Source organism: Clostridioides sp. ES-S-0049-02 (genome assembly GCF_020658465.1).
GTDB lineage: Bacteria > Bacillota > Clostridia > Peptostreptococcales > Peptostreptococcaceae > Clostridioides.
Genome location: NZ_JACVWG010000003.1, coordinates 300,713 through 324,778, shown reverse-complemented (window position 1 = coordinate 324,778; position 24,066 = coordinate 300,713). Strand labels below are relative to the sequence as shown.

Annotated in this window: 24 protein-coding genes; 8 read left to right on the top strand and 16 right to left on the bottom strand. The window is 28.5% G+C overall.

What is annotated here, in order from left to right:
- Window positions 1-292: 292 nt before the first annotated feature.
- Window positions 293-637 carry a RidA family protein gene (locus IC213_RS10295; protein WP_227434296.1) on the top strand — a complete coding sequence of 115 codons (345 nt, stop codon included), beginning with the start codon at window positions 293-295 and terminating at the stop codon, window positions 635-637.
- Between the two features lie 96 nt (window positions 638-733).
- On the opposite strand, the gene IC213_RS10290 is transcribed toward IC213_RS10295, so the two are convergent.
- From IC213_RS10290 to IC213_RS10280, 3 genes are read right to left on the bottom strand one after another with little or no spacing between them, the layout of a single operon-like run.
- Entirely contained in the window at window positions 734-2,830 is a 2,097-nt protein-coding gene (locus IC213_RS10290) for a CocE/NonD family hydrolase (RefSeq protein ID WP_227863053.1), read from the bottom strand.
- Between the two features lie 13 nt (window positions 2,831-2,843).
- Window positions 2,844-4,004, bottom strand: a complete 1,161-nt coding sequence (locus IC213_RS10285; RefSeq protein ID WP_227434294.1) for a DUF819 domain-containing protein — start codon at window positions 4,002-4,004, stop codon at window positions 2,844-2,846.
- Between the two features lie 19 nt (window positions 4,005-4,023).
- Entirely contained in the window at window positions 4,024-5,091 is a 1,068-nt protein-coding gene (locus IC213_RS10280; RefSeq protein WP_227434293.1) for a mandelate racemase/muconate lactonizing enzyme family protein, read from the bottom strand.
- 340 nt (window positions 5,092-5,431) lie between these two features.
- Between IC213_RS10280 and IC213_RS10275 the strand changes: the two genes are divergently transcribed.
- The gene (locus tag IC213_RS10275; protein ID WP_227434292.1) at window positions 5,432-5,998 is read left to right on the top strand and encodes a helix-turn-helix domain-containing protein; all 567 of its coding nucleotides are present in this window, start codon (window positions 5,432-5,434) and stop codon (window positions 5,996-5,998) included.
- A gap of 202 nt (window positions 5,999-6,200) precedes the next feature.
- On the opposite strand, the gene IC213_RS10270 is transcribed toward IC213_RS10275, so the two are convergent.
- From IC213_RS10270 to IC213_RS10255, 4 genes are read right to left on the bottom strand one after another with little or no spacing between them, the layout of a single operon-like run.
- Window positions 6,201-7,187, bottom strand: coding sequence for a biotin-dependent carboxyltransferase family protein (locus IC213_RS10270; protein WP_227482271.1), 987 nt, complete (start codon window positions 7,185-7,187; stop codon window positions 6,201-6,203).
- A 29-nt stretch (window positions 7,188-7,216) separates the two neighbouring features.
- Window positions 7,217-7,912 carry a 5-oxoprolinase subunit PxpB gene (pxpB, locus tag IC213_RS10265; protein WP_227831190.1) on the bottom strand — a complete coding sequence of 232 codons (696 nt, stop codon included), beginning with the start codon at window positions 7,910-7,912 and terminating at the stop codon, window positions 7,217-7,219.
- A gap of 19 nt (window positions 7,913-7,931) precedes the next feature.
- Window positions 7,932-9,152 (bottom strand): NRAMP family divalent metal transporter, encoded by a 1,221-nt coding sequence (locus IC213_RS10260; protein WP_227434289.1) that lies wholly within the window; start codon window positions 9,150-9,152, stop codon window positions 7,932-7,934.
- Between the two features lie 28 nt (window positions 9,153-9,180).
- On the bottom strand, window positions 9,181-9,972 hold the full coding sequence (locus tag IC213_RS10255; RefSeq protein WP_227434288.1) for a LamB/YcsF family protein: 792 nt from the start codon (window positions 9,970-9,972) through the stop codon (window positions 9,181-9,183).
- A gap of 585 nt (window positions 9,973-10,557) precedes the next feature.
- Here IC213_RS10255 and IC213_RS10250 point away from each other — a divergent pair.
- Window positions 10,558-11,187: a TrkA C-terminal domain-containing protein gene (locus tag IC213_RS10250; RefSeq protein WP_227434287.1), complete on the top strand. Its 630-nt coding sequence runs from the start codon at window positions 10,558-10,560 to the stop codon at window positions 11,185-11,187.
- A gap of 113 nt (window positions 11,188-11,300) precedes the next feature.
- Here IC213_RS10250 and glpK read toward each other — a convergent pair whose 3' ends face one another.
- Window positions 11,301-12,815, bottom strand: coding sequence for a glycerol kinase GlpK (glpK, locus tag IC213_RS10245; protein ID WP_227863052.1), 1,515 nt, complete (start codon window positions 12,813-12,815; stop codon window positions 11,301-11,303).
- Between the two features lie 260 nt (window positions 12,816-13,075).
- On the opposite strand from glpK, the gene IC213_RS10240 reads away from it, so the two are divergent.
- The 3 genes from IC213_RS10240 to IC213_RS10230 all read left to right on the top strand — a co-directional run bounded on the left by IC213_RS10240 (window position 13,076) and on the right by IC213_RS10230 (window position 16,970).
- Window positions 13,076-13,618 (top strand): TetR/AcrR family transcriptional regulator, encoded by a 543-nt coding sequence (locus tag IC213_RS10240; RefSeq protein ID WP_227434285.1) that lies wholly within the window; start codon window positions 13,076-13,078, stop codon window positions 13,616-13,618.
- A 4-nt stretch (window positions 13,619-13,622) separates the two neighbouring features.
- Window positions 13,623-16,130 carry an MFS transporter gene (locus IC213_RS10235; RefSeq protein ID WP_227863085.1) on the top strand — a complete coding sequence of 836 codons (2,508 nt, stop codon included), beginning with the start codon at window positions 13,623-13,625 and terminating at the stop codon, window positions 16,128-16,130.
- A 432-nt stretch (window positions 16,131-16,562) separates the two neighbouring features.
- Complete coding sequence (locus IC213_RS10230) at window positions 16,563-16,970, top strand: helix-turn-helix domain-containing protein (RefSeq protein ID WP_227434283.1); 408 nt, start codon at window positions 16,563-16,565, stop codon at window positions 16,968-16,970.
- Between the two features lie 231 nt (window positions 16,971-17,201).
- On the opposite strand, the gene IC213_RS10225 is transcribed toward IC213_RS10230, so the two are convergent.
- Together IC213_RS10225 and IC213_RS10220 are read right to left on the bottom strand one after the other, a co-directional pair.
- Window positions 17,202-17,411: a hypothetical protein gene (locus tag IC213_RS10225; protein ID WP_227434282.1), complete on the bottom strand. Its 210-nt coding sequence runs from the start codon at window positions 17,409-17,411 to the stop codon at window positions 17,202-17,204.
- 37 nt (window positions 17,412-17,448) lie between these two features.
- Window positions 17,449-17,658 (bottom strand): helix-turn-helix transcriptional regulator, encoded by a 210-nt coding sequence (locus IC213_RS10220; protein ID WP_227434281.1) that lies wholly within the window; start codon window positions 17,656-17,658, stop codon window positions 17,449-17,451.
- Window positions 17,659-17,950: 292 nt separating this feature from the next.
- On the opposite strand from IC213_RS10220, the gene IC213_RS10215 reads away from it, so the two are divergent.
- Window positions 17,951-18,361, top strand: a complete 411-nt coding sequence (locus IC213_RS10215) for a helix-turn-helix domain-containing protein (protein WP_227434280.1) — start codon at window positions 17,951-17,953, stop codon at window positions 18,359-18,361.
- Between the two features lie 235 nt (window positions 18,362-18,596).
- Window positions 18,597-19,052, top strand: coding sequence for a hypothetical protein (locus tag IC213_RS10210; protein WP_227434279.1), 456 nt, complete (start codon window positions 18,597-18,599; stop codon window positions 19,050-19,052).
- Between the two features lie 129 nt (window positions 19,053-19,181).
- Here IC213_RS10210 and IC213_RS10205 read toward each other — a convergent pair whose 3' ends face one another.
- The 6 genes from IC213_RS10205 to IC213_RS10180 are packed head-to-tail and all read right to left on the bottom strand — an operon-like array spanning window position 19,182 to window position 23,911.
- Window positions 19,182-19,994 carry a phage tail protein gene (locus IC213_RS10205; RefSeq protein ID WP_227482269.1) on the bottom strand — a complete coding sequence of 271 codons (813 nt, stop codon included), beginning with the start codon at window positions 19,992-19,994 and terminating at the stop codon, window positions 19,182-19,184.
- A 1-nt stretch (window position 19,995) separates the two neighbouring features.
- Window positions 19,996-20,613 carry a putative phage tail protein gene (locus IC213_RS10200; RefSeq protein WP_227863051.1) on the bottom strand — a complete coding sequence of 206 codons (618 nt, stop codon included), beginning with the start codon at window positions 20,611-20,613 and terminating at the stop codon, window positions 19,996-19,998.
- Window positions 20,610-21,662 (bottom strand): baseplate J/gp47 family protein, encoded by a 1,053-nt coding sequence (locus IC213_RS10195; RefSeq protein ID WP_227863050.1) that lies wholly within the window; start codon window positions 21,660-21,662, stop codon window positions 20,610-20,612. Before IC213_RS10195 ends, IC213_RS10200 begins: the two co-directional genes overlap by 4 nt.
- Window positions 21,655-22,086, bottom strand: coding sequence for a DUF2634 domain-containing protein (locus IC213_RS10190; RefSeq protein ID WP_227434275.1), 432 nt, complete (start codon window positions 22,084-22,086; stop codon window positions 21,655-21,657). The genes IC213_RS10195 and IC213_RS10190 overlap by 8 nt, the downstream gene beginning before the upstream one ends.
- Window positions 22,086-22,412: a DUF2577 family protein gene (locus IC213_RS10185; protein ID WP_227434274.1), complete on the bottom strand. Its 327-nt coding sequence runs from the start codon at window positions 22,410-22,412 to the stop codon at window positions 22,086-22,088. The genes IC213_RS10190 and IC213_RS10185 overlap by 1 nt, the downstream gene beginning before the upstream one ends.
- 14 nt (window positions 22,413-22,426) lie before the next feature.
- Window positions 22,427-23,911 (bottom strand): NlpC/P60 family protein, encoded by a 1,485-nt coding sequence (locus tag IC213_RS10180; protein ID WP_227434273.1) that lies wholly within the window; start codon window positions 23,909-23,911, stop codon window positions 22,427-22,429.
- Window positions 23,912-24,066 lie beyond the last annotated feature (155 nt).

The window sequence follows — 24,066 nt, the reverse complement described above, 5'->3', positions numbered from 1 at the left end:
TTTTCTATACAAATACATAAACCTATATTTAAAAACTACTTAAAAAACTAAAATTTCTAAATTAAATAATAATTATCTAAATATTCCAATTTATACTATAATTAAAAGTATAAATTATGTCAAGTAACTAATAAATCTTTTCAATTAATAACAATAATAATTATAAGTAAAAAGTTATATCTTTTTATAGATTATTCGCCAAATATATACTATAATTTTATATAGTATAGACTTTTTTTAATTTATTATTTAGATTTTTAGTGGATTTTTTAATTATGGAGGTATTTAAAATATGGAAATAAAAAGATATGAAGGAACTGGAAGAATGAGTAGAGCTGTAGTTCACAACAATACAGTTTATTTATGTGGACAAACTCATGCTGAAGGAGGAGTAGTTGAGCAAACTACTGAAGTTTTAAATAAAATAGAAGATTTATTAAACAAATATGGTTCAGACAAACAACATTTACTATCTGTTACCATTTATTTAAGAGATATGAAGGACTTTGAAGCTATGAACTCTGTATGGGATGCTTGGGTTGAAAAAGGATTTGAACCTGCTAGAGCTTGTGTTGAAGCTAGACTTGCTAGAGAACACTTATTAGTTGAAATGAGCGTTGTTGCTGCTACAAAATAATTGTTTTAAATTTAATAAGCAAATATAATTACTTTAACCTATAAGGAGATATAGTATTGATTAATACTACATCTCCTTATTATTTAATTCATCAATTTAATTGTTTTCTATTGGCAATATCAACCTAGATGGATATTTTCCTCCATGATAAATTGTATTTTTTGCTTTTATATACTCAATACTATTATAACTATCTTCAGTGTTACTATTTTGGAATATAAAGTTTTTCGCACTAGATGTTATATCTAACCTAATTCTATGCCCAGTTTTAAATGTATTTGATATTTTTGAGGTTGTTATTGTAAACTTATAAATTTCTCCTTCTTCCATAAATTCTGACTTGTAAAAACTATTTCTGAATCTAGCACTTAGTATACCATCAGCTAATTTAATTGAGTTTCCATCTAAATCCACATCCATAATTTTTATAACCCAATCAGTATCTTTTGCCGAACTTGATGCAAAAAATTCCAACTTTATATCACCTGTTATAGTAAATTCTTCACTAAAAGCATCTGATGTGTAGCACAACATATCACTTCTTTTCTCCAAATCTTTATAATTATTTGGAACTCCCACTTCATTTTCTGACATATCAATCAACTGTATTGAAGGGTCTTTTGGATTATATATGTAACTATCATAATTTTCTTTTGAACATTCTTCAAAAGATAGTTTTCCATCTCCTAAAGATGTATTAGCATTTCCACCACTTATTAAATAGATACTTTTATCTATTTTATTTGCTATTGGCCAATTATCTGCCATCTTCCATGCATTCGAACCTACTGAATAATACTCTATTGGAGCAGTCTTATCTATATCATTTTCTACTCCTTTTAAGTATTTATCAAACCATAATAGATAGTTATAGTCTACATCATATCTCAATGAATTATCTCCAAAAGGAATATCATTTATATCCCTTATCGTGTTTGAATTATGCATCCATGGACCTAATATAGCCTTTCTCTTTCCTCTTTCATAATTTTTTATTACATCCAAAGCTTCTGTAGTACCCATACCATTATCATCATACCATCCAGATATGACTAATGCAGGCACATTTATTTTATCTTTTTTTAGATGCCAATCCATCCTATCCCAATATTCATCCTTTTCTACTCTTTTTATCCACTCTTCTAAAAATTCTATTCTATATCCAAGTGCTTCAATAGGTATATTTTGTATCGGTCTTATATTTAAAACATCATCCCAGTCATCTCTTAGCATTTTACTTCTATCGACTTTATTTCTTGATACCATAAATGCCCATGCAAGCATTCCAGATACAAAAGCTCCACCTTTTCTTGGTATGTCAATGAAAGGACTACCTGCTGTAACTATACTAATTAAAGCTTTTAGGTGTTTGTTTCCTGAAGATGCAGCTGCCCATTGAACATAACCAAGATATGAGGCTCCCATCATTCCAACAACTTCATTTGACCAGTCTTGTGCTACTATCCAATTTATAGTACTATCTCCATCTTCTCTTTCATAAATCATAGGCTCCCACTTACCTTCTGATTCATTTCTTCCCCTGACATCTTGTATTACAACAGCATATCCCCTTTGTACATACTTATAATATATTTCTTTGTCATTTTCTTTTCCATATGGAGTTCTCATAAGAATTGTAGGTACTTTTTTAGTAGAGTCTTCAAACTTAGGAAGATATACATCTGTAGAAAGTTTTATTCCATCTTTCATATCAATCATATAATTTCCATCAAATTTTATAGGATATATCGCTTCATTTTTATGTGTTTTATTCCACTCTTTTAATATCGTATAATCCTCATATTCATCCATAATTAGTATAGTACAAGTTTCCCTGGACAAGCATATAAAACCAACTATTTTATTATCCAAAACAATTACATCTAAAGGAAATTTTTTATTTCTTTGAACCCAGATATAGTCATTAAACTTAGAATATGTTTCTCCTAACTCATTTACAACCATACTTTTATCTGTGTTTATTAAGCTATTACTATAAACATTAAAGTTTTCAAATAAGAAGTTTAAATCTATTTTTGTAAGATTTAAATAATATATTCCTTCATCTTTATTCATAGGTTTTATTTCTTCTATTTCATTTGTAAAAGGATTTAATTTTTCAATAAGTAATGTTTCATCAAATACTACATTACCACTATACAAACCAGATATATATAACTTAAACTTTTTCAATAAAATTCACCTCCTAGAGACCAAGAACCATTTTTATTGCATATGCCACCGATATACCTGCATAATTTCCTAATACTCCACCAATTACCCCCATCACTACAGCTACACTTACAAGCGAATTCCATTTTGCTGAAGCGGCTACTAAAGCTGACGTTGGACCATCAGCAATTGCTCCAACTATAGAAAGTATTACATATTGATACTTTATCTTTAACATTCTAGTTACAAATAGATGGAAGACAAATGAAGCAAAGATTATGCTAAAGCAATAAAATGTTATAGTAAAAGTTGAACCTAAAAATTCTTTTATATCTACTGAAAATCCTATTGTACATAAAAAGAATAATGCAACAAACAATCCTAAATCTAAATTCCCCTTTAATTTTTTTACTGGTTTTAATTGAGCAATTATAATTGAAATTGTTGTAACTAAAAGAATTCTTGCTGCACTGCTAAAGCTTGAACTAAAATATCCTGAAAGAATTGTTGCAACCTCTGTAACAACAAAGCCTATAGCCAGCATCCAAGCGATATCTTTTATGCTCCACTCTTTTGATTCCATAAATTCTTCATTCTGGCAATCTTCTAACTCTGATTCTTCTAAATGATATGGCCAAAACTTTTGAAACTTCTTAGAATTTTTTAATATTGCTGGAAGTGCAAACATAAATATTAATGTTGGAACTCCAATTACATAATCAGCTGCATTCGCTGCTGCTAGAGTCTGTCTACTTACATTAAGACCTGTTCCAATAGCTGTAAGATTAGCACTTCCTCCAGTATATGTACCTACAAACATCCCTGCAACTTTCCATCCTTCTGATATTTCACCTGCAAATACCAATCCAAATAAAAACGCCATTATACTTACTGTCAATACTGCCACAAAAATTGCTATTAAAGGCTCTCTTGATAGCTTTGTCATTTCTTTTAAATCAACACTCATCAACATTATAGTCATAGAAACTGGTATAGCATATGTAGAAATAGTTCCATACAATTCTGTACTTACTGGAACTACCTTTAAATTTGAAAGTATTATTCCCATTATGATTATTGTAAGTGCTGGTCCTAAACTCTTAGTTACTTTATATTTTTGTAAGTAAAATCCAAATGCAACCATAGCTGTCATTATTGCAAGTATACTACCTGTACTTGAAAAAAGTGTATTCATATTCAACCCCCTAATTTCATCATAAGTTTACTTCTATTCCTAAACCTGGTTTGTCGATAAGATTCATAATATCTCCATCCATTTCAAATCCTCCAGATATACTTTCTAACTCTTCACAAAACATAAAACTATCAAGGTCAGCTTCTGTTATATTCTTCTTAGATGCTATTAAATTTGCTGCTGCTGTTATACCAATCCTTGTCTCAAGCATACATCCTAACATACAATTAACCCCACTTGCTTCAGCTATATTATTGATTTTTATTGCAGGGTAAATTCCACCAGATTTCATTAACTTGATATTAAATGTATCAACTGCATTTTTCTTTATAGCTTTAATTGCATCTATTGGTGAATGTAATGACTCATCTATCATAATCTTAGTATTACTCTTATTTCTTATGTAAGCAGTTCCATCTAAATCCCAATGTGGAAGTGCTTGTTCAATCGCATCAACGCCAAATTCTTCTAGTTTTTTGATAGTATTTATGCTACTATTTACATTCCAGCCTTGATTTGCATCTATTCTAATTCTTATATTATCTCCAACAGCTTCTCTAATTAATTTTACAGCTTCAATATCTTCTTCAGGTCTTATTCCAGCTTTAAGTTTCAATATTCTAAAACCTTCTCTAACTCTTCCCAGTGCTTCTTCTGCCATTTTCTCTGGTTTATCTATACCTATAGTTACATCTGTTTGAATTTTGTTATCATATCCTCCAAGAACTTTATAAAGAGGTACATTCATAATTTTACCTTTAAGGTCATACAAAGCTATATCAATTGCTGCTTTGGCAGAAGTATTACCTATTATGATTCCATCCATAATTGTATGTATAGTTTCAATATCTAATGGGTCTTTACCTATAAGTTCCTTTTTAAACATGATTAATATAGAAATTACAGTATCTAAAACTTCACCTGTAACTGCTGCAAGAGGAGCAGCTTCTCCAAATCCACAGTAACCTTCATCAGTCTCAATTTTTAAGATTATGCTCTCTCCATATTCAATTGTTCCAAACGAAACTACAACAGGCTTTCTTAATTTGATTCTTAATTTTTCAAATTTAATATCTGTTATTTTCATGTTAACCTCCTCATTTTTGAAGTAATAATTTAATTTTTTTATTTTTATACTTCAAATTATATTATTACTTCAATACATCTGTCAATATAATTTACTGAAAATTTAATTTTTTCTAAAATATCCTACAATAATACCTTTAAAATTAATAATCCTATATTAAATTTTTCTGCATTATATTGATTCATCAACAAATTATTTTTATAAGATTTTATTTGCACCTCACTAATTGCTAATTCTTAAAATCTTCCATTCATCTTTCTTGCTACTACTTCTATGTTATGCTATAATTACTTTGTTTTAATCGAATATTTTGTATAAATTTTATTATTTGGAGGTTCTTATGCTAGGGGAAAAGATGAGAAATATAAGAAAAAACAAGAAAAAAACACTAAGTGATGTTTCCAAATTGACAGACTTATCTATAAGTTATATATCTCAAATCGAAAGAGATGCTATTGAACCATCCCTGTCTTCATTAAGAAAAATCGCTGAAGTTTTAGATACTCCTTTATATATGTTTATGGATGATAATAACACGGATGATTTAGTCATCAGAAAAGAAGATAGAGTTATGATGAAGTTTCCAAAAAGTGAAATGTTTTATGAGATAGTATCTCCAATGCCAACAGCTGATTTTGCACCTTCAATCTTATTTTTAGAATTTGAACTTAAACCAGAAAGTGAAGATACTAAAGACTATATCTCTCATGCATCAGAAGAAGTGGTTGTATTGACAAGTGGTATAGTTGATATTTGTATAGGTGAAAATATAGTAAGATTAAATCCTGGGGATTCAACATTTATAAAAGCTAATACTCCTCATAAAATTATCAATCCAAGTAAAGATAAACCAGCTCGTGGATATGGTGTTATATCACCTCCCATTTGGCCAATAAAGTCCAAGTAAATATCTACAATACAATTGTTTAATATGTAAAATGTTTTAATACATAAAACCAAAACGTAAGCTCTTTTAAAATTAATGTATTTACTCAAATAAAAATAGCTATTTGACTAATTCAAACCATTTTAATAATGGCAAATAGTAAATAGCTATTTCTAAATTGTACTTTAAATTGTAACAAAAATTAATATTAATTAAATTTAAATTAAACCGCTATATCGTTTAATACTTTGGCTTTAACAACTCTTATATTTTTCATACTTTTATATATATCTTGAATCTTATCTTCTTGTTCTTTCAATAATCTATGAGCTTCATATATATCTACAAACTCAAACTTTACTACATCATTTGGCTTTGATTGTGCTAACTTACACAAATCTACACTTATAACATTTCCTATTTTAGTATAACCACCACTAGTTTGTCTATCTGATAACATTATGATAGGTTTCCCGTGTCCAGGTACTTGTATAGCTCCATAAGAAATACCATCAGATATAATATCTGCTCCATTAATATGCTTTATACTATCTCCTTCTAATCTACAACCCATTCTATCTATTTCATTTGTAACTTTATATTCATTTAATAGAAATTTTTCTACTTCCTCTTTAGAAAAAGCATCAAATTGAGGTCCTTTTACAATTCTTAGTACTATTTCTGAACTATAATTTGGAATGTATTTTGAATTTAATTTTTTGTTTATTGTAAAATCTTTTTCTTGAGCAAAAGTATTTATATAATCACCTTTTTTAAGTGCTCTACCTTCAAATCCACCAATCTTAGCTCTTGTATAAGTTGATTTACTTCCCATTGCAAGTGGAACATCTATTCCACCAGCTATTGATACATATGCCCTAGCCCCTGAGTTTACACCTCTAAATGATAATATGTCACCAGGATTTATTTGATATGACCTCCAATTTTGAATCTCTTTTCCATTTATTCTAGCTCCTAAATCTCCACCAGTTACTGCTATTTGTGTATATTCATCAAAGGTAATTGTAGGACCTAACATTAGAACCTCCAAAGAAGCTTCATCTTCAGAGTTTCCAACTAATATATTTCCCACTCTATGTGCATATTCGTCCATTGCTCCACACCCAGATACACCATATTGTCCATATCCAACTCTACCTCTGTCTTGTATTAATGTTTGGAAACCTCCTAATTCTACTTTAAATCCCATATATACCACTCCCTGTATTATCACTATTTTTAAACACTTAAATTATTTTTTTCAATTTCTATAAATTCATCTAAAGTTATTGGAACAAACTTTATAAAATCTCCAGCTCGAAGTAAAATTTGTTCTTCTCTATTTTCGTCATATAGTTTTAAAGGTGTTCTACCAATTATTTGCCATCCACCAGGGCTATCTATAGGATATACACCTGTCTGAGAACCAGCTATTCCCACACTTCCACCATAAATTTTAGTTCTTGGTACTTCTAATCTAGGTGTAGCTATTCTTTCATCCATTCCACCTAAATATGGAAATCCAGGAGTAAATCCCAACATATATATTAAATACTCTCTGCCTGTGTGTATATTTATGACTTCATCTACAGTCAGATTATTGTAACTTGCGACAGTTTCAATATCTATACCAAATACCTTATCGTAACATACTGGAATTTCATGTATTTTAGGTTTTGGCAGCTCTATACTTTCTAAATTATTTTCTATTTTTTTTAAGCTCTCAATTAAACTATCAAAATCTATTTTCAATGGATTGTAGCTTATCATAAGTGACCTATATGTTGGCACCATTTCTGTAACAATACCTTTGAGATTTGATATTTCTATCGCTCTCATAAACGAAATTACTTTTTTATTTATATCTTCCGATATTTCATTTCCAAATTCAGCAACTACTGCTTTGTCTCCTGATAGCAAGTATCTAGTTTCCATAAATGTCACCTCTTTTAAATTAAGCAAATAAAGTACTCAGGCTACTAAGAGAAGTTATCCCTGCATAAGCAGATATTAAAACTACTATTAATCCAAATATCAAAAGCCATGTAGGATGTTTATAATCACCAACAATATCTTTTCTCTTAGATGCTATAAGCATTATTCCTAAAGTTATTGGAAGTATTAAACCATTTAAAGCTCCTGCTAAAATTAATAAAGTTGCTGGCTTTCCTATAAATGCCATTATAAGTGTTGATATAGCTATAAATGCTATTATAAAATACTTTTCATTTTTTGCTATGAAAGGATTTAGCGTCTTTAAGAAAGAAACTGATGTATAAGCAGCTCCTATAACTGATGTAATTGCAGCAGACCATAATACAAGCCCAAAAAATTTATATCCTATCGCTCCTGCACTAAATTTGAAAGCTGAAGCTGCTGGATTTTCTGGGTCAAGTTGAATCCCTTTTGAAACCACTGCTAATATTGCTAAAAATAAAAGTACCCTCATCATAGTTGCAACTAATATCCCTAAAAGAGATGATTTAGTTATTTCTTTTATATTTTCTTCACCTGTTATTCCACCATCTATTAATCTATGCCCTCCAGCAAATGTTATATATCCTCCAACACTTCCTCCAAGTAGAGTTATTATTGGAAATATCAGTGTCTTTGGATTTTCTGGTTTTACCATTCTATAAACTGCTTCTCCAACAGGAGGATGATTTGATATTGCTACATATCCAACTATAATTATCATACCTAATGCTAAAAACTTAGTTATCTTATCTACTAAAGAATTTGAATTTTTTGACATAAATACAAATATTGCTATTAATCCACTTAATACAGTTCCTAATGTCATATTCATATTAAACATTACATTCATACCAAGTGCAGCTCCACCAACATTTCCTATATTAAAAGCTAATCCACCAAGGCCTACTAAAAAGGCTACTAGGTAACCTAAGCCAGGTACTATTTTATTTGCTATATCTTGACCTCTAAGACCTGATACACCAATTACTCTCCATACATTCACTTGAGCTCCTATAAAAAGGATAGTTGTAATTAGTACTACAAATGAAAAACTTGGCCCAAAATCTTGAGTAAACTGTGCTGTCTGAGTTAAAAATCCTGGCCCAATTGCTGATGTTGCCATTATAAATGCGGCCCCTATAAGTGCCCCAACGTCTTTTTTACCTTTTTCGTTATCTGTAATATTTTTTGTACTCATATTTTATTTCCCCCTCATATTATCAGTCTTACAATGTGTCCTCTGATGAACAAACTTCCATATTTTCTAATGGACAAACCTCTATACTTTCTAATTCAAAACGTTTTCTTATTTCTTTAACAAACTCTATTGCTTTTGGATTGTCTCCATGCACACATATAGAGTCCGCTTTAATATGTATAATTTCGCCAGTTATAGTTTCCACTGTTCCTTCTTTTACCATCTTAACAACTCTATCTATTGCAGTTTTTGTATCATGTATAACGGCTCCCTCTACATTTCTTGGAACCAAAAATCCGTTGCTATCATAGGCTCTATCTGCAAATACTTCATTTGCAAACTTAAGTCCAACCTCTTTAGCTGAATTTATCATTTCACTATTATATAACCCTAACAATGTAATATCTTTATTAACTTCATATATAGCTTCACAAATCGCCATAGCTAAATTTTTATCTTTTGCAGCCATATTATATAAAGCTCCATGTGGCTTTACATGCTGTATATTACATTCATTTGAAGTTGCAAATGCCATTAATGCTCCTAATTGATACTTTGTATAATCTTTAGCTTCTTGTTTTGTTATTTTCATCTCACGTCTTCCAAATCCTATTAAATCTAAAAACCCTGGATGTGCTCCTATTTTAACTCCATTTTCTTTAGCGAGTTTTACTGTTTTATCCATATGGCTAGGATCTCCTGCATGAAATCCACAGGCTATATTAGCTGATGAAATATATTTTAAGACTTCTTCATCTAAACCAATCTTATATGTTCCAAAACTTTCTCCTAAATCGCTATTTAAATCTACTTTATACAATTTATGACCCCCCTTGCTAACATTTTGATAGAATAAGTAGTTTTAATTTTTAAATTTTGTTTATTATATATATTGCATGAAATATTTTATTACTTGTATGCAATCTATTTTTTCAACTATTTTAATACATTTAATTAATATAATTTTACCATTTAAGGAATTTTTTTGCAATTAATTTAAATCGACATTCATTTGTACTTCTTTTTCAAAAACATTTTTCCCATTTTTTAGTTAATAATTAATTATTTATAGATGAATTATAGCTTTTAACTTTCATTTTTAAAGCATTTTTCAATTTTAATAACTTTGTATGCAAGACAGAAGTGTTTTTTTTCATTCATTTGTTTATTTCATCTATATAATTATCTATTTTTGTCCATAGAATGTCTTTACATTCCCTTAAATACTTCATTTCATACTTTGAATGGAAAAATTTAAATATGTATACTAAATGCATGTTAAAATATTATTTTAAAAAGACGACAATATTTGTACATAATGTAGACATATAAATTTATAAATTATACAATAGTATTATTAAGATTATATATTTTTTAACATAAATTTTATATTGGAGGAAAAACAATGGAAAAAAACTATACTATGCCGATATACCAAAAGATAGCTTTGGATATTGCAAATAAAATATATACAGGTGAAATACAGGAAGATTCAGTATTGTTTGGACGCTCTGTTTTGGCTGGTAAATACAATGTATCACCAGAAACTATAAGAAGAGCTGTTAAAATTTTAGAAGATATTGGCGTTGTTAAAAGCATAAAAGGTAAAGGTGTTATTGTACTATCACCAGACAAAGCTTCTTCTTTTATAAAAAAATATAGAGACATTACAAATATATCATCATATAAATCAACACTTTACAATTTAATAGATACTAAATCAAATCTAGAAAATGAAATCTTAGATACTATAAATAAAATTATAGATTATTCTAATAGACTAGAAATAATAAACCCCTTAGTGCCCGTTCAGTTCACAATAAATTCTAATTGTAAGTACATTGGCCAAACAGCTGCACAAACTAAGTTTTGGCAAAATACAGGAGCTACAATTGTTGCAATCAAAAGAGGTGAGGAACTTATAATCTCTCCTGGTCCATATATTGAATTTTTAGAGGGAGATATTCTTTTGGTTGTTGGAGACCAGCATATTTATAATTCTATACCAATGTTTTTATACGAAAATGAAAAATAGATTATACTATTTGGTTACAACTATACAGAAATATAAATTTAAGAATAAAAAAGTAAAAATAAAAAAGTAGAGCTTTACAAAGCCCTACTTTTAAGTTTAAACACATCTAACCTTTAAATTTCTGACTCATCTTCTTTTTCCCAACTTAAAGCTCTTGATACAGCTTTCTTCCAACCTTTATATAATCGACGTCTCTTCTCTTCACTCATATTTGGATTAAACTCTTTTTCGACTGACCATTTTGATGTAATTTCATTTCTTCCAATATAGAATCCTACACACAATCCTGCTAAATAAGCAGCTCCCAAAGCTGTAGTTTCTACTATTTTAGGCCTATCTATATCTACATTTAGTATATCTGACTGGAATTGCATTAAGAAATTATTATTACTGGCTCCTCCATCAACCTTTAATGACTTTAATTTTAATTTTGAATCATGTTGCATTGCTTCTAATACATCCTTTGTTTGGTATGCAATTGATTCCAATGTCGCTCTAATTATATGCTCTTTTTTTGCACCTCTTGTAAGACCCAATATTGAACCTCTAGCATACATATCCCAATATGGAGCACCAAGACCTGTAAATGCAGGTACTACATACACACCATTAGTATCTTCTACTCTATTTGCATAAAATTCACTGTCGCTTGCAGATTCAATCATTTTAAGTTCATCTCTAAGCCATTGGATAGATGCTCCACCAATAAATATACTTCCTTCTAATGCATAAGTTACTTTTCCATCAACACCCCAAGCAATCGTTGTAAGCAAACCATGTTTAGATTTAACTATATTGCTACCCGTGTTCATAAGTAAGAAGCAACCTGTTCCATAAGTATTCTTTGCAGTACCTTCTTCAATACAATGTTGACCAAATAAGGCTGCTTGCTGGTCTCCTGCACATCCAGCAATAGGTATTTTAGCCCCTGATAACATACGCTCATCTGTATGCCCATAGACATAGCTAGAAGGTTTTACTACTGGCAACATACTTATTGGTATATCTAATTCTCGTAATATATCTTTATCCCATTCTAAGTTATTTATATTGTACATCATTGTTCTAGATGCATTTGAATAATCTGTTATATGTACTTTCCCACGTGTTAAGTTCCATATTAACCATGTATCGATAGTACCAAATAACAATTCGCCTTGTTCTGCTTTTTCTCTAGCACCTTCTACATTATCTAGTATCCACTTTATCTTTGTTGCTGAAAAATATGCATCTATCAAAAGACCAGTTTTTTCCTTTATTGATTCCTCTAATCCTTTACTTTTGAGTACATCACAGATTTCTGATGTTCTTCTACATTGCCATACTATCGCGTTATAAATCGGTTTCCCAGTATACCTACTCCAAACAATGGTCGTCTCTCTTTGATTAGTTATACCTATTGAAGCAATTTCTTCTGGTCTTATACCTGCTGTTTCTATTACCTCTCTCATTACCCCACTTTGTGAACCCCATATTTCCATAGGGTCATGTTCTACCCAGCCAGCTTTTGGATAAATCTGTTTAAATTCCTTTTGCGCAATTTTTACTATTTCGCCTTTTTTATTAAATAATATAGCTCTTGAACTAGTTGTCCCTTGGTCTAGTGCCATTACATATTTCTTTTCCATTATTTTATTCTCCTTATCATATAATAATATTATTAACTTATTAAAAAGAAAAATCTAATATTACATAAATTTAGTACATATTACTGCTTAAATATAAAAAATATAAATCTAATTAGATTAAATACTTATATAATAAGGCATCTATTTTACGCCATATCTATATATTAATATTATACATTATAGCTTGCATATTGATTAATAAATTTTAAAGGTTTATAATAAACAGTGTTCATAATAATTTTAATGAAAGAGGTGGTCATATGCCTAAGATTTTAGAAAATGTAAAGGAAGATATACTAAAAGTGTCTCGAGATATGATTTTGGAAGAAGATTACTCAAATATTAGCATAAGAAAAATAGCCCAAAGGTGTGGTATAAGCGCAGGTACAGTGTATAATTACTTCAAATCAAAACAAGAAATAATAGAATATATTATAAAATCAGAATGGGATTTATTGATAAGGCGAATTGAATACTCTAATAAAAATAGTAATAATTACATTGAAAAACTAAATATTATCTTTACAGAAATAAGAAATTTTATAAACAAAGTTCATAATATTCAATATGACGATTTTTTAGATACTTTTGAAATGAAAAGATTTATCGAAATGAAAAAACAAAAAAATGATTTTCATGAGCAACTTTCAAATAAAGTATATGAAGCTTTACAACAAGAAGATTTCTTTAATAATGATAAATTAGTATGTAATATCATAATCAAAATGTTTTTTTCATACTCAACCTATCTTCATATAGAATTTGAAGATTTAAATCCGTATATTGAAAAATTAATACATTAAGGTGGTGTTTACCTTGAATTCTAATACTAGTGTTCAAAGCAAAGATAATAATCCAAAGTTATTTTTAGTACTCACTCTTTATCTTTTAGGTATATTTATGGGAGCTATTGATACTGGAATAGTATCACCAGCAAGAACAATTATACAAAATAGCCTAGGTGTAAATGAAAAAACAGGAATTTGGATGATTACTATATATACACTAACATATGCATCTATAATCCCTATTTCTGGTAAATTAGCAGACAAAATAGGAAGAAAATATGTATATTTAGTTAGTATATTTCTATTTGGTAGTGGCTCATTAATCTGTGGATTATCATCATTATTTTCCAACTTTTACATTTTACTAATTGGCCGTGTTATACAAGCTATTGGTGGAGGCGGAATTATGCCAATTGCTACAGCAGAATTTGGAACCACTTTCCCAGAAAACAAAAGAGGTATGGCTTTAGGTTTAGTTGGAGCAACTTATGGTATAGCAAATATTTTAGGTTCAAGTATAGGTAGTACAATACTAAGTATATTTGGAACTCAAAATTGGAAGTGGTTGTTTTTTGTTAACCTTCCAATATGCTTGGTTATAATTATTGGAGGAATACTATGTATTAAAAATAATAAGTCTACATCTACAGAGAAAATTGATAAATTAGGAACATTAATGTTGATATGTATAATAGTATCTTTGTTATATGGTCTTATGAATATAGACTTTTTTAATTTTAAAAATTCTCTACAAGATACATCAGTTTATCCTTATTTATTGACATTTATAATACTTATACCTATTTTTATATTTGTTGAAAATAAAGCTAAAGACCCTATTTTGAATTTCGAATATTTTTTGAATCCAAGAATACTAATAGTACTCATTTTGTCTTTAATTGTTGGTATTGGAATGATGGGTATGGTATTTGTTCCACAATATGCTGAAAATGCATTAAAAATAAATGCTGGTTCTGGTGGATATTTTGTTGCTATATTAGGATTATTTGCAGGTATTGCCGCTCCTTTGAGCGGAAAACTTATTGATAAGTTTGGCGCAAAAAAGATACTGTTACTTGGATTTTCAGTATCTATGATAGGCTCTCTTTATCTGATTTTAATTGCACTAAAAACCAATACAGTATTTAGTGTATGTGTAAGTCTTATATTTATGGGATTAGGAATGGGATTTACTATGGGAACACCTTTAAATTACATGATGCTTTCAAATACAAAAATAGAAGAATCTAATTCTGCACTTGCAACACTGTCTCTGATACGTTCAATTGGAACTTCAATTTCACCTGCAATAATGATTGGATTTATAGCACATGCAGGATTATCTGTACAGGATAATATTATGGATATAGTTGGTAAACCATCAACACCTAAAATAGTTCAACTTGAAGAACTTGAAACTATGATAGATGATTTAAAGTCAGACCCAGAAATGGCTAAGAATTTGAAAAATATTTCTATACCAAACATGAACGATTCATCAAGTATTAACATGGATATGACAGATGGCAAACTCCCAAAATACTTACTAGACAAAGTTCAATCAGCAGATACAACCAATATTACCAACATCACAAAAGAAATATCAACAACAATGTTTGATGAAAAAGTTCCTTCTGTAATTACGAAAATAGAATTAAATGTCCAAAAAGGAATAGATGGTACTCAAAGTGGAATAAATGGCATTGAAGAAGGTGAAAACAAACTAAACAGTGGCATCAAAGGAATTCAAACTGGTATTGATAATATGATAAAAGCTAGAACTGGTATTAATCAAGGAATAGCTGGAATAAAAAAAGGTATCGCTGGCACTGATAAAGGCATAAAAGGTATGGAACAAGGTATAAAAAAACAAGATAAAGCTATAAATGAAATGACACTTGCTTATAATAAAATACCTACAATACCACAGGGTACTACTCCTTCTGATAATGAAAATTCATCAAATAATCAAGATCAAAATAACACTAGTAATTCTGACTCAAACAGTAATAAAAATGATTCTACAGAAAATAAAAATAACAATTCTAGTGAAAATAAACAAAATTTAAATGAAAAAAAAGAAGCTCTAAATTCTCAAATACAACAACTAAAAAAAGCAAGAGCTGAGTTAAATACCAAATTGCAAAAAACTAAATCTCAAAGAAAAGAATTAAGTAAAAAACTTAAAAACATGGAATCTCAAAAGAAAGAACTTCAGAGAAAATTAAATGATTCCATAAATAAAAAACAAGACATGGAAAAAGGTCTTGACACAATGGAACAACAGAAAAAATCGCTTCAATTAGTTCTAGCAAAAACACAGGAATTAAAAGATGAAATACCAAAAGCTTTTAATAAGTCAAAACTAGATTATATAAATTCTATAGAAAACAATAAAACAAAAATAGAAAATACACTACAATCTACTCTAAATTTAGGATTTAGACAGATGTATATAACAGTTTTTTGTGTAAATTTACTTGCATTCATAGTATTGTTATTCTATAAAGAAAACAAAACTAGATAAACAAATCCAATAGTATTATATTGTAAGACTATATTATATTTTAAACATTTGAAATTCTTTATCTTTAACTAATATAAACTACAGTATAATACTATTCTCTTTCTAATATCTATCCTTAATATAATTTTTATATATTCTTCATTATTAGAAAATTATATTTTCATACCCAAATATACTTTAAAAGTAATCTATAAAATATATTATTGAAACTACTTTATTTTCAATATCTACTTTTGTCTATTAAAAGATATCTATAAATCAAAATAAACCATATATTTTCAATTATAATATGTTAAAATCATAGTATGAGTATATTAATTTAAGCAAAATGTCATTTAGACTTTATTTTAGTAATTTTATAAAACAAAAGGAATATACCTCGATTTTTAATGTCATTTGGACTTTATTTATAAAAAGAAAGGAGTGTGTTTCATGGATACTTTAGGAAAAAGAATTGCTTATTTGAGAAACTCCAGAAAACTTACCCAGCGTAAACTTATGGACATTTTAAAATTTGAAAACTTAGGTAAGTTTGAAACTGGAGGTAGAAAGCCTAATTGCGATATATTAATGTCAATAGCTGATTATTTTGATGTTAGCACTGACTGGCTTCTATATGGAAAAGAAAAAGTAAACTCCAATAATAGTGTTAAAGAAAATAAGGAAGATTATTTGTATAATCTACATGTAACTGATGATGAAATGATGGTATTAAACCTCTATAGGCAATTGAATGAACGTGATAAAATAAAAATAGAAGGAATGCTAGAGTTTAAGATATCTGAATATAAAGAATTAGAAAAACATTCTCCTACTGAGGATAACGATAAACCAGTTTAAACATACATAATTTGATACGAATTTACATCATTTGTAGAGATTCTTTTTTTGTGATAAATTGGCAACTAAAATATGGATATTAAATTGCTCAAATAAACTATGATTTAATTACAAATACATTTATTGTAGTTGAATTAACATATCCATATTTTAGTTTATATGTTTTTTATATGTTTTTAAAAATATTCTATATCACTATGTAATTCTTTCTATCTCTAATTAATATATTACTTACGTCTTTAATTCTTCCAACATCTTTTTATATACAATTGTACATCCTTCGTAATTTTCCTCTTTAAGAAGGATTGAGCATGAAGTAGAATATTTAGTTAAAATATCCAATTTTTCCATGTTTAAACTTCGTACACCATTGAGAGCTGTAATAAAATCATCAATTGCTCTACAGCACTCTATTACTCCATCTGAATCTAATTTACACATAAGAATATGTCCCTTCTTCATATATTAGTTATTAATATTAATCTTCTTCTGAGTATTCTATATTAAGCAATTGATAAATTGATGATTTATATTTTTTTCCTGTCCTTCTGCCATTTAAAATAGCTGACAAATAGTTTTCATTAACACCGACTTTTTTTGCTAATTCCCTTTGAGTCATGTTTAATTCAATAAGCCTTTGCTTGACCTGTATTCCCAAAAAAGGTATCCATTTTTTTCGAGTATCCATTTAATCAAGTTCCCTTTCTAAATAATTTATTTTTATTTTTAAACTTATACACCTCCCTCTGTTTAGTATATTTTTTAAATATGTACAAATATTAAGTACATGAATTTATTTAATACTAAATAAGATTTTTTGATTACTTTGTGCTAAAATTAGGATGTAATTTCGTATCATTAAATTAATTATAAAGTCATTTTGACCTTAAGTCAATATTTTTTATGTCATTTTGACCTTAAATTTGCAACTATCTATATTTTAAAAAGTCTTTCTGACATTAATTGAATGGAGAGTGTTTATGGATACTTTAGGAGAAAGAATTGTTTATTTAAGAAAAACAAAGAACCTTAAGCAATATGAATTAGAAGAAATGTTAAACTGTGATAATTTGAGTAAATTTGAAAGAAATATTAGAAAACCAAATTATGAGATATTAAAATCCATAGCTGATATATTTAATGTTTCTGTAGACTGGCTATTAAATGGAGATAATATATCACAAGAATCAAATTTAATTTGCGATTCCTCACCAAACTATCCATTTAATAGCATCAGTTCTAATGAAATAAAACTTTTAAAAAATTTTAGAAAACTAAGTGATTATGATAGAGCAAAAATAGAAGGTATGATTGAATTAAAACTTCATGAATATGAAAAAGAGAAAGATTTTGAAAAAACTGAGTATGATAAAAATAAAGATAAAAAATAGATAAATAATTTTTATGTTGCTTTTGATACGATTTTACATCATTTCTTTGCTCTAATATTTTTATTTCATTTATTTTCTTTTTTATAGTTTTATGATAAAATAATTAGTATATTTTGCTTTACTTGAATGTAATTATTTATACAAAAGTCAAACATAATATAAATGTAGTAAATTTTTAGTTTCAAGTAATCTCTCGTTATTATAACTAAATATTTATTAAAATTAGGAGGATAAAATGGGCTTAAAAGACAAATTCGCGCAATCATTTGCTAGATCAAAAACTATGAGTGGCCCTGAGAAAAAGGCTAATGAAATAATGGGTAAATTACTTCTTAAGAAAGCTATATTACCTATCGTTTTAATGTTCGTGATAATAATCGCTGGAGCTATGCTGAAAATCAATTCTTGGGTTACACTTGGCATAAATTTAGTTATTGCTGTTGGTGCTTTCTTCTACATAAGAAATTCTAGTAAAAAGTATCAAAACTTTAAACCTTATGTTGGCAATTTGATTAGTTTAGAGAAAAAAGGTAAAAAAGAGTATGTTGCTATTATAAAACAAGGTAAACTACCAGTTAAATTACAAATTGCTTATGGTGGTGAAGACCTTGAACATATTAAGAAAAATCAAATGGTTCAAATAAGTTATAATCCAGATGCTAAAATAGCTATTTTAGTTAACAGACAATAATTTTATAGTTTAATTATAAAAAGAGGTAGCATTAAATGCTACCTCTTTTATATTTATATATTTTTTTAATTTTACTAGCATATGTTGTTGCTTCTACTAACCATTGTTACCAATTTAAAGTTATAACCTTTAAATTGGTAACATATCTTTTATATCATTTATTAAACTCACTCTAGCAGTGTTTACACTAACACATAACTCATCTATTGCCCCTTGGACATTAGTAGAATTAAGTTTGCTTACTGTATTATCATAACTTGTTTTCTCTGCTGTTGTTTCTATACTATCAAGACCTTGTTTTACCTCATTCACTGCATTTACAAGACTTGTTTTATCTGTCGTATTGAGTAAAGTTGTATCCCCTACTTTGTTATTAATCTCTATCTTATTGTCATCAATTTTAGTATTTAACTCTGTTTTAGCAGCTTCTATATCATTTTTCAAAAATGTTTTAGTTATATCTATTTTCTTATCTAGTTCTTGCATATCTTTCAAAGTTGCTAAAATAACAGTTGGGTCAACCTTTAAATTTACACTTGATGTATTAGAAACTACCAAAATAATTCTTATAATTAAATCTTTTACACTTCCAGAATCAACAGTTGGTTTATAAGTCTCTGGATATTTAGATACAGCTATAAGCTTATTATCTGAATCAAATATACCAACTTCCCTTATCATAAATCCACCAATACTACCTGGTATTACAGTTTCTATAACTATCCAATTAGAATTTTCATCGTCTATTTTTACATTACTTATATCACCTTCCCAAACAACCTTTTTAAGAGATGTTTGTTCCTCTGTTGGATTGTATTCATTTCCTCCACCATCTCCAAGTTGTAACTTCACTAAGTCTACTTTCTTGCCAAGAGCAGTAGCATTTGCAATAGATGCTTTACCTGCTTTAGTCAAAATTGTATAATATTTTTGTTCTGCCAATTTATATCGCCTCCTGTTTAGGATATAATATTACTTTTTCCATACTTCTATCATTTCCTGTAGTAATACTTATTTCTCCAAATATATCTATATTTGATGGTGTCCATGGATATACAGTAACTGTTTCTCCTGTATTTACAGCAGTTCCACAAAACAATTCATTTTTATTCAACAAAATCATTTTAAACCTATGTTCTAAATGACATGGCTTTACACTTTCTAATACTTTATCTAACTCTACAATTGAATTATAACTACAATTATTAACTACAAATTCTAGTATAAATATAAATTCATTGCTAAGAACTTCTACTTCAACATTAGTCTTTGTATAGGCCTCACATATGTTTTTTATAACCTTTATTTTAGTTGTTCCTAAACTTCGTATTTTGGCTTTTATGTTACTTCTTCTAGTTTCATAATTTAAATCTTCATTATTTTGAATGCAAAGTATTTGTTCCCACATATCAAGACCCCATGTGGATGTCTCAACAAACATTTGATTTATAGTATCATCAATATTTTCCTTCAATAAAGATAATTCAGTATCATAAGAGTTTTGTATTGCTTCAACTATATAATTCTTATAAAATAATGGAAGTTTATCAATTAATTTCATAAAACTTCCACCTCACTAAAATTTAAAGTTGTAACACTAGGTATTTTATCATCCTCAATTTTTATGTTATCTGTTGAATTATTTACAAGTAAATTACTTAAATCATGAACTCCAGAAGTACTTATTAAAATACCCAAAATTTTTGTATAAACAATTTCTCCAGTTATGGTTCTAAAGTATTGATTTATATTTTCCAAAAATCTATTTTTTACCATATCCAAAGTGTATCCCCCTTCTAATTCCATAGAAGCACTTATACTTATATTTATAGGTACTGGAGTAGTTACTGTTAAGGTTGGCCCTATTGGCATTTCTTCTTCAATATGTTCTCTACATTTATTTATTATTTCTTCTTCAACAGACTGATTATTTTGACCAAATAGAAGAACTTTAACTGTTCCAGCGCCATTCCACCTTGGATATATCTTTGCATTATATACACCATCAACCTCTAGAGCCCATTCTTCATAATGAGCTTTATTTCCACTTGTTGCCTGATTCTTTTGTATTTTGAAAAACCTTTCTCTCAATTCTTCATCAGTTTCAATTTCTGTACCACCTGAAAATTTATTTATATTTGTTATCTTTTCAACCCCAAATATAGTGTCATTTAACTTAAATTCACAGTCAGATGGTAGATTGTATTTAGTTCCAATTTCTAATGCTTGAACTGGACTTATATTTCCTTCTTCATCACCAATTACAACATCCTTTATTACTACAAATAATAAATCTTTATAAGAGATAATTGTTCCATTTGCTATTTCTACACCATTATCCCCTATAAACTCTACTTCCCCAGTAGCTTCACTACCAAGTTTTCTATATACACCAAACTCATTTACTCTTTTATCTAGTAACTGGTCATAAGTATCTTCAATAAAAGCCATTTTATGTATATTAGAAAGTTCAACATACATTTTAGCAAGTTCAAAGTTATTTCCAGAAACCATATCATTTAAAAAAGAGCCTTCTCCTTTATAAACATCTAGATTTATATTTTTAAGAGTTCTATTTTTTATTACTTCATAGGTTTGTTCACTATACATTTATTTCCACCTCCCCATAGATAGTGGATATTTTTATATCTGCACTTAATACATCTTTTTTAAAGTTAGTATTTAATACATTTACTTGTAGAATGTATGGATTCATCAATAAAGCTTCTTTTATATATCTAGATGCTTCACTTTCTGTAAGACCTTTGCTGTACTTTTGCCCTATTAAATCAGTTAATTCAGTTCCATAATCATCTGAGTAAATTTCATGTTCATATTTATTTGTTTTTATACACTTATAAACCCAAACTCTTATGGCTTCATTTTTTTCAACAGTCTTAAAATCCCCATTTTCTAATATTGGCTCGTCTTTTTCAAAGTCCCATGCTACTTCATGGAATAATCCTAATTCTTCTTTTTTAGGAATTCTGTAATCCTCTGGAACACCTATAAATGGAAATATTATGTTAGACATTATAAACTCACCAACTTACTTACTACTGCAAATTTTTCTCCAACTTTAAACATTATTACTGTATCTCCTTTATTGAGTTGACTAGTAAGTGGTTCATTCAATTCATGAGTATGATTATCAGACTGTTTTGTTATAAAATCCCTTGTCGCTCTATCAAACAACCAACAGTCTATAAGTAAATTATCTTTATCTAAAACTATATTGTTCATTGATACTTTTAAATCAGGCAATTTATTTACTATTATTCCAACAAAAAAAGAAGGTTCATTATGAAATTTACCTTCTTCTCTCATTATTCCAATAAATTCATTGATTGGATTAGCCACTATATCACCACCTTTTATAGAACTCTTTTTGCATTATGAAAATCTTTTCTCTTACTTAATTTACTTATTTTTACCACATCTCCAGTACCTGGAGCATGTATAAATTCTCCATTACCTATATACATCCCAACATGATGAACTTCTTTTCCAAAAAACACTAAATCTGAGGGTTGTAAATTATTTTTACCTACATCTTTTCCATATCTAGATTGTTCTTTAGATGTTCTTGGTAATTTTACCCCTACTTTATTGAAACAATATACCATGAGACCAGAACAATCAAACCTATTTGGACCAGTGGCACCCCACTTATAAGCTTTTCCTCTATGCTTCATAACTTCATCTATAACTGTCTTAGCTTTTCCTGATGAATTAATAGAGTAAGTGCCATCTCCTATAACTGCTTTTCCATTCTTTTTACCCCAAGCATTACATTCTTTATTACTAGCCATCAATATATCAAAATGATACACTCCATTTTTTATATTTATTGCTCCTCCTCTATCAGTAACAGTATAAACTTTTCCATCTCTAGATGTACCAGTTCCCTTTACTTGTATCTTTGTTCCAAATTTTATACTCTTTGGTGCTGCGCAAGTATTCTTTTTAGGGTCTAGTCTATTTCCTTGTGCATCATAAAGTCCACCTTCCATAGAATTATTTGCAGGATAATATGCAGTAAATAAAGCTTTAACCTCATTCCCATTCATAATACCATCACCACTATCAACAATTTCCTTTTGCTCATCTTGCCCTACAGACTTTTCATCCATAATATTTTGAAAATTAAGTTCTAGTTCAATTTGATAATCTCCATTTTGCCATGTATGTTTATCTGTATCTATATAAAATAACCCTACTAACTTAGTATATGAATCTTTTACTTTTACACCTCTACCAGTTACACAGCTTATGTCTCCATATCCTTTTAGAGAACAAGTCCTTTCAATTCCTTTAAACTCACTTTCTACATCTGTTGTACTATTTTCTTGTTGTTGTATAACTTTTTGCATTATTACATTTACTTCTTTAAATATCGAATCATTAACCTTCTCACTAATCTTATTACCATATTGGTCAACTACCAATACCTTATTTTTTACATTTTCCATACTTTCTGAAAAAGTTGTATTGATAAGATTAAATCCTTCTTCAAAAGTAACATTTAATGTAACAGTTCCTTTCTCAATAACATTAAATTTATCAAGATTAGCCTCTATCATATATTTTTTCTTTGTAGTCTTACTTGCTTCTGTATAAGCACTCATTATGGTATCATATCCATTTACAGATATAAACATTTTAGTATATTTTACATTAGTCTTTGGTATATTACCAATTGCAAGCTTATTATCTGCAAATACTTGCTTTGCAATATCCTCTACTAACTTGTCCTTAAAATTATATGACACTTCACTTTGTAAAAGTAAAAATCCCATATCTTTAGCTGTAAAATTGATGTTAACACTACTTGAGTCTTTAGACCTATTAATTATCATTCCTCTAAAAAGTTCTTTTTCATCTACATAAAAACAAATCGTACTAGCTATTGGAATATCAATCTGCTGAAAATTAATATCTGAAGCTGACTGTACTATTGAAAACTCTAATGTTCGTGATGGAGACTTATAGTCTCCAGACCAAGAAACTGTAT

Coding starts and splice junctions, on each gene's coding strand:
- IC213_RS10230 (WP_227434283.1), top strand. CDS start 16,563: ATGGATACTTTAGGAAAAAGAATTGCTTATTTGAGAAACTCCAGAAAA.
- IC213_RS10250 (WP_227434287.1), top strand. CDS start 10,558: ATGGAAAAAAACTATACTATGCCGATATACCAAAAGATAGCTTTGGAT.
- glpK (WP_227863052.1), bottom strand. CDS start 12,815: ATGGAAAAGAAATATGTAATGGCACTAGACCAAGGGACAACTAGTTCA.
- IC213_RS10240 (WP_227434285.1), top strand. CDS start 13,076: ATGCCTAAGATTTTAGAAAATGTAAAGGAAGATATACTAAAAGTGTCT.
- IC213_RS10200 (WP_227863051.1), bottom strand. CDS start 20,613: ATGAAATTAATTGATAAACTTCCATTATTTTATAAGAATTATATAGTT.
- IC213_RS10270 (WP_227482271.1), bottom strand. CDS start 7,187: ATGGGATTTAAAGTAGAATTAGGAGGTTTCCAAACATTAATACAAGAC.
- IC213_RS10215 (WP_227434280.1), top strand. CDS start 17,951: ATGGATACTTTAGGAGAAAGAATTGTTTATTTAAGAAAAACAAAGAAC.
- IC213_RS10210 (WP_227434279.1), top strand. CDS start 18,597: ATGGGCTTAAAAGACAAATTCGCGCAATCATTTGCTAGATCAAAAACT.
- IC213_RS10285 (WP_227434294.1), bottom strand. CDS start 4,004: ATGAATACACTTTTTTCAAGTACAGGTAGTATACTTGCAATAATGACA.
- IC213_RS10280 (WP_227434293.1), bottom strand. CDS start 5,091: ATGAAAATAACAGATATTAAATTTGAAAAATTAAGAATCAAATTAAGA.
- IC213_RS10190 (WP_227434275.1), bottom strand. CDS start 22,086: ATGTCTAACATAATATTTCCATTTATAGGTGTTCCAGAGGATTACAGA.
- IC213_RS10220 (WP_227434281.1), bottom strand. CDS start 17,658: ATGGATACTCGAAAAAAATGGATACCTTTTTTGGGAATACAGGTCAAG.
- IC213_RS10180 (WP_227434273.1), bottom strand. CDS start 23,911: ATGATAATTAATAGGTCTAAAGACTCAAGTAGTGTTAACATCAATTTT.
- IC213_RS10195 (WP_227863050.1), bottom strand. CDS start 21,662: ATGTATAGTGAACAAACCTATGAAGTAATAAAAAATAGAACTCTTAAA.
- IC213_RS10295 (WP_227434296.1), top strand. CDS start 293: ATGGAAATAAAAAGATATGAAGGAACTGGAAGAATGAGTAGAGCTGTA.
- IC213_RS10275 (WP_227434292.1), top strand. CDS start 5,432: ATGCTAGGGGAAAAGATGAGAAATATAAGAAAAAACAAGAAAAAAACA.
- IC213_RS10260 (WP_227434289.1), bottom strand. CDS start 9,152: ATGAGTACAAAAAATATTACAGATAACGAAAAAGGTAAAAAAGACGTT.
- IC213_RS10225 (WP_227434282.1), bottom strand. CDS start 17,411: ATGTGTAAATTAGATTCAGATGGAGTAATAGAGTGCTGTAGAGCAATT.
- pxpB (WP_227831190.1), bottom strand. CDS start 7,912: ATGGAAACTAGATACTTGCTATCAGGAGACAAAGCAGTAGTTGCTGAA.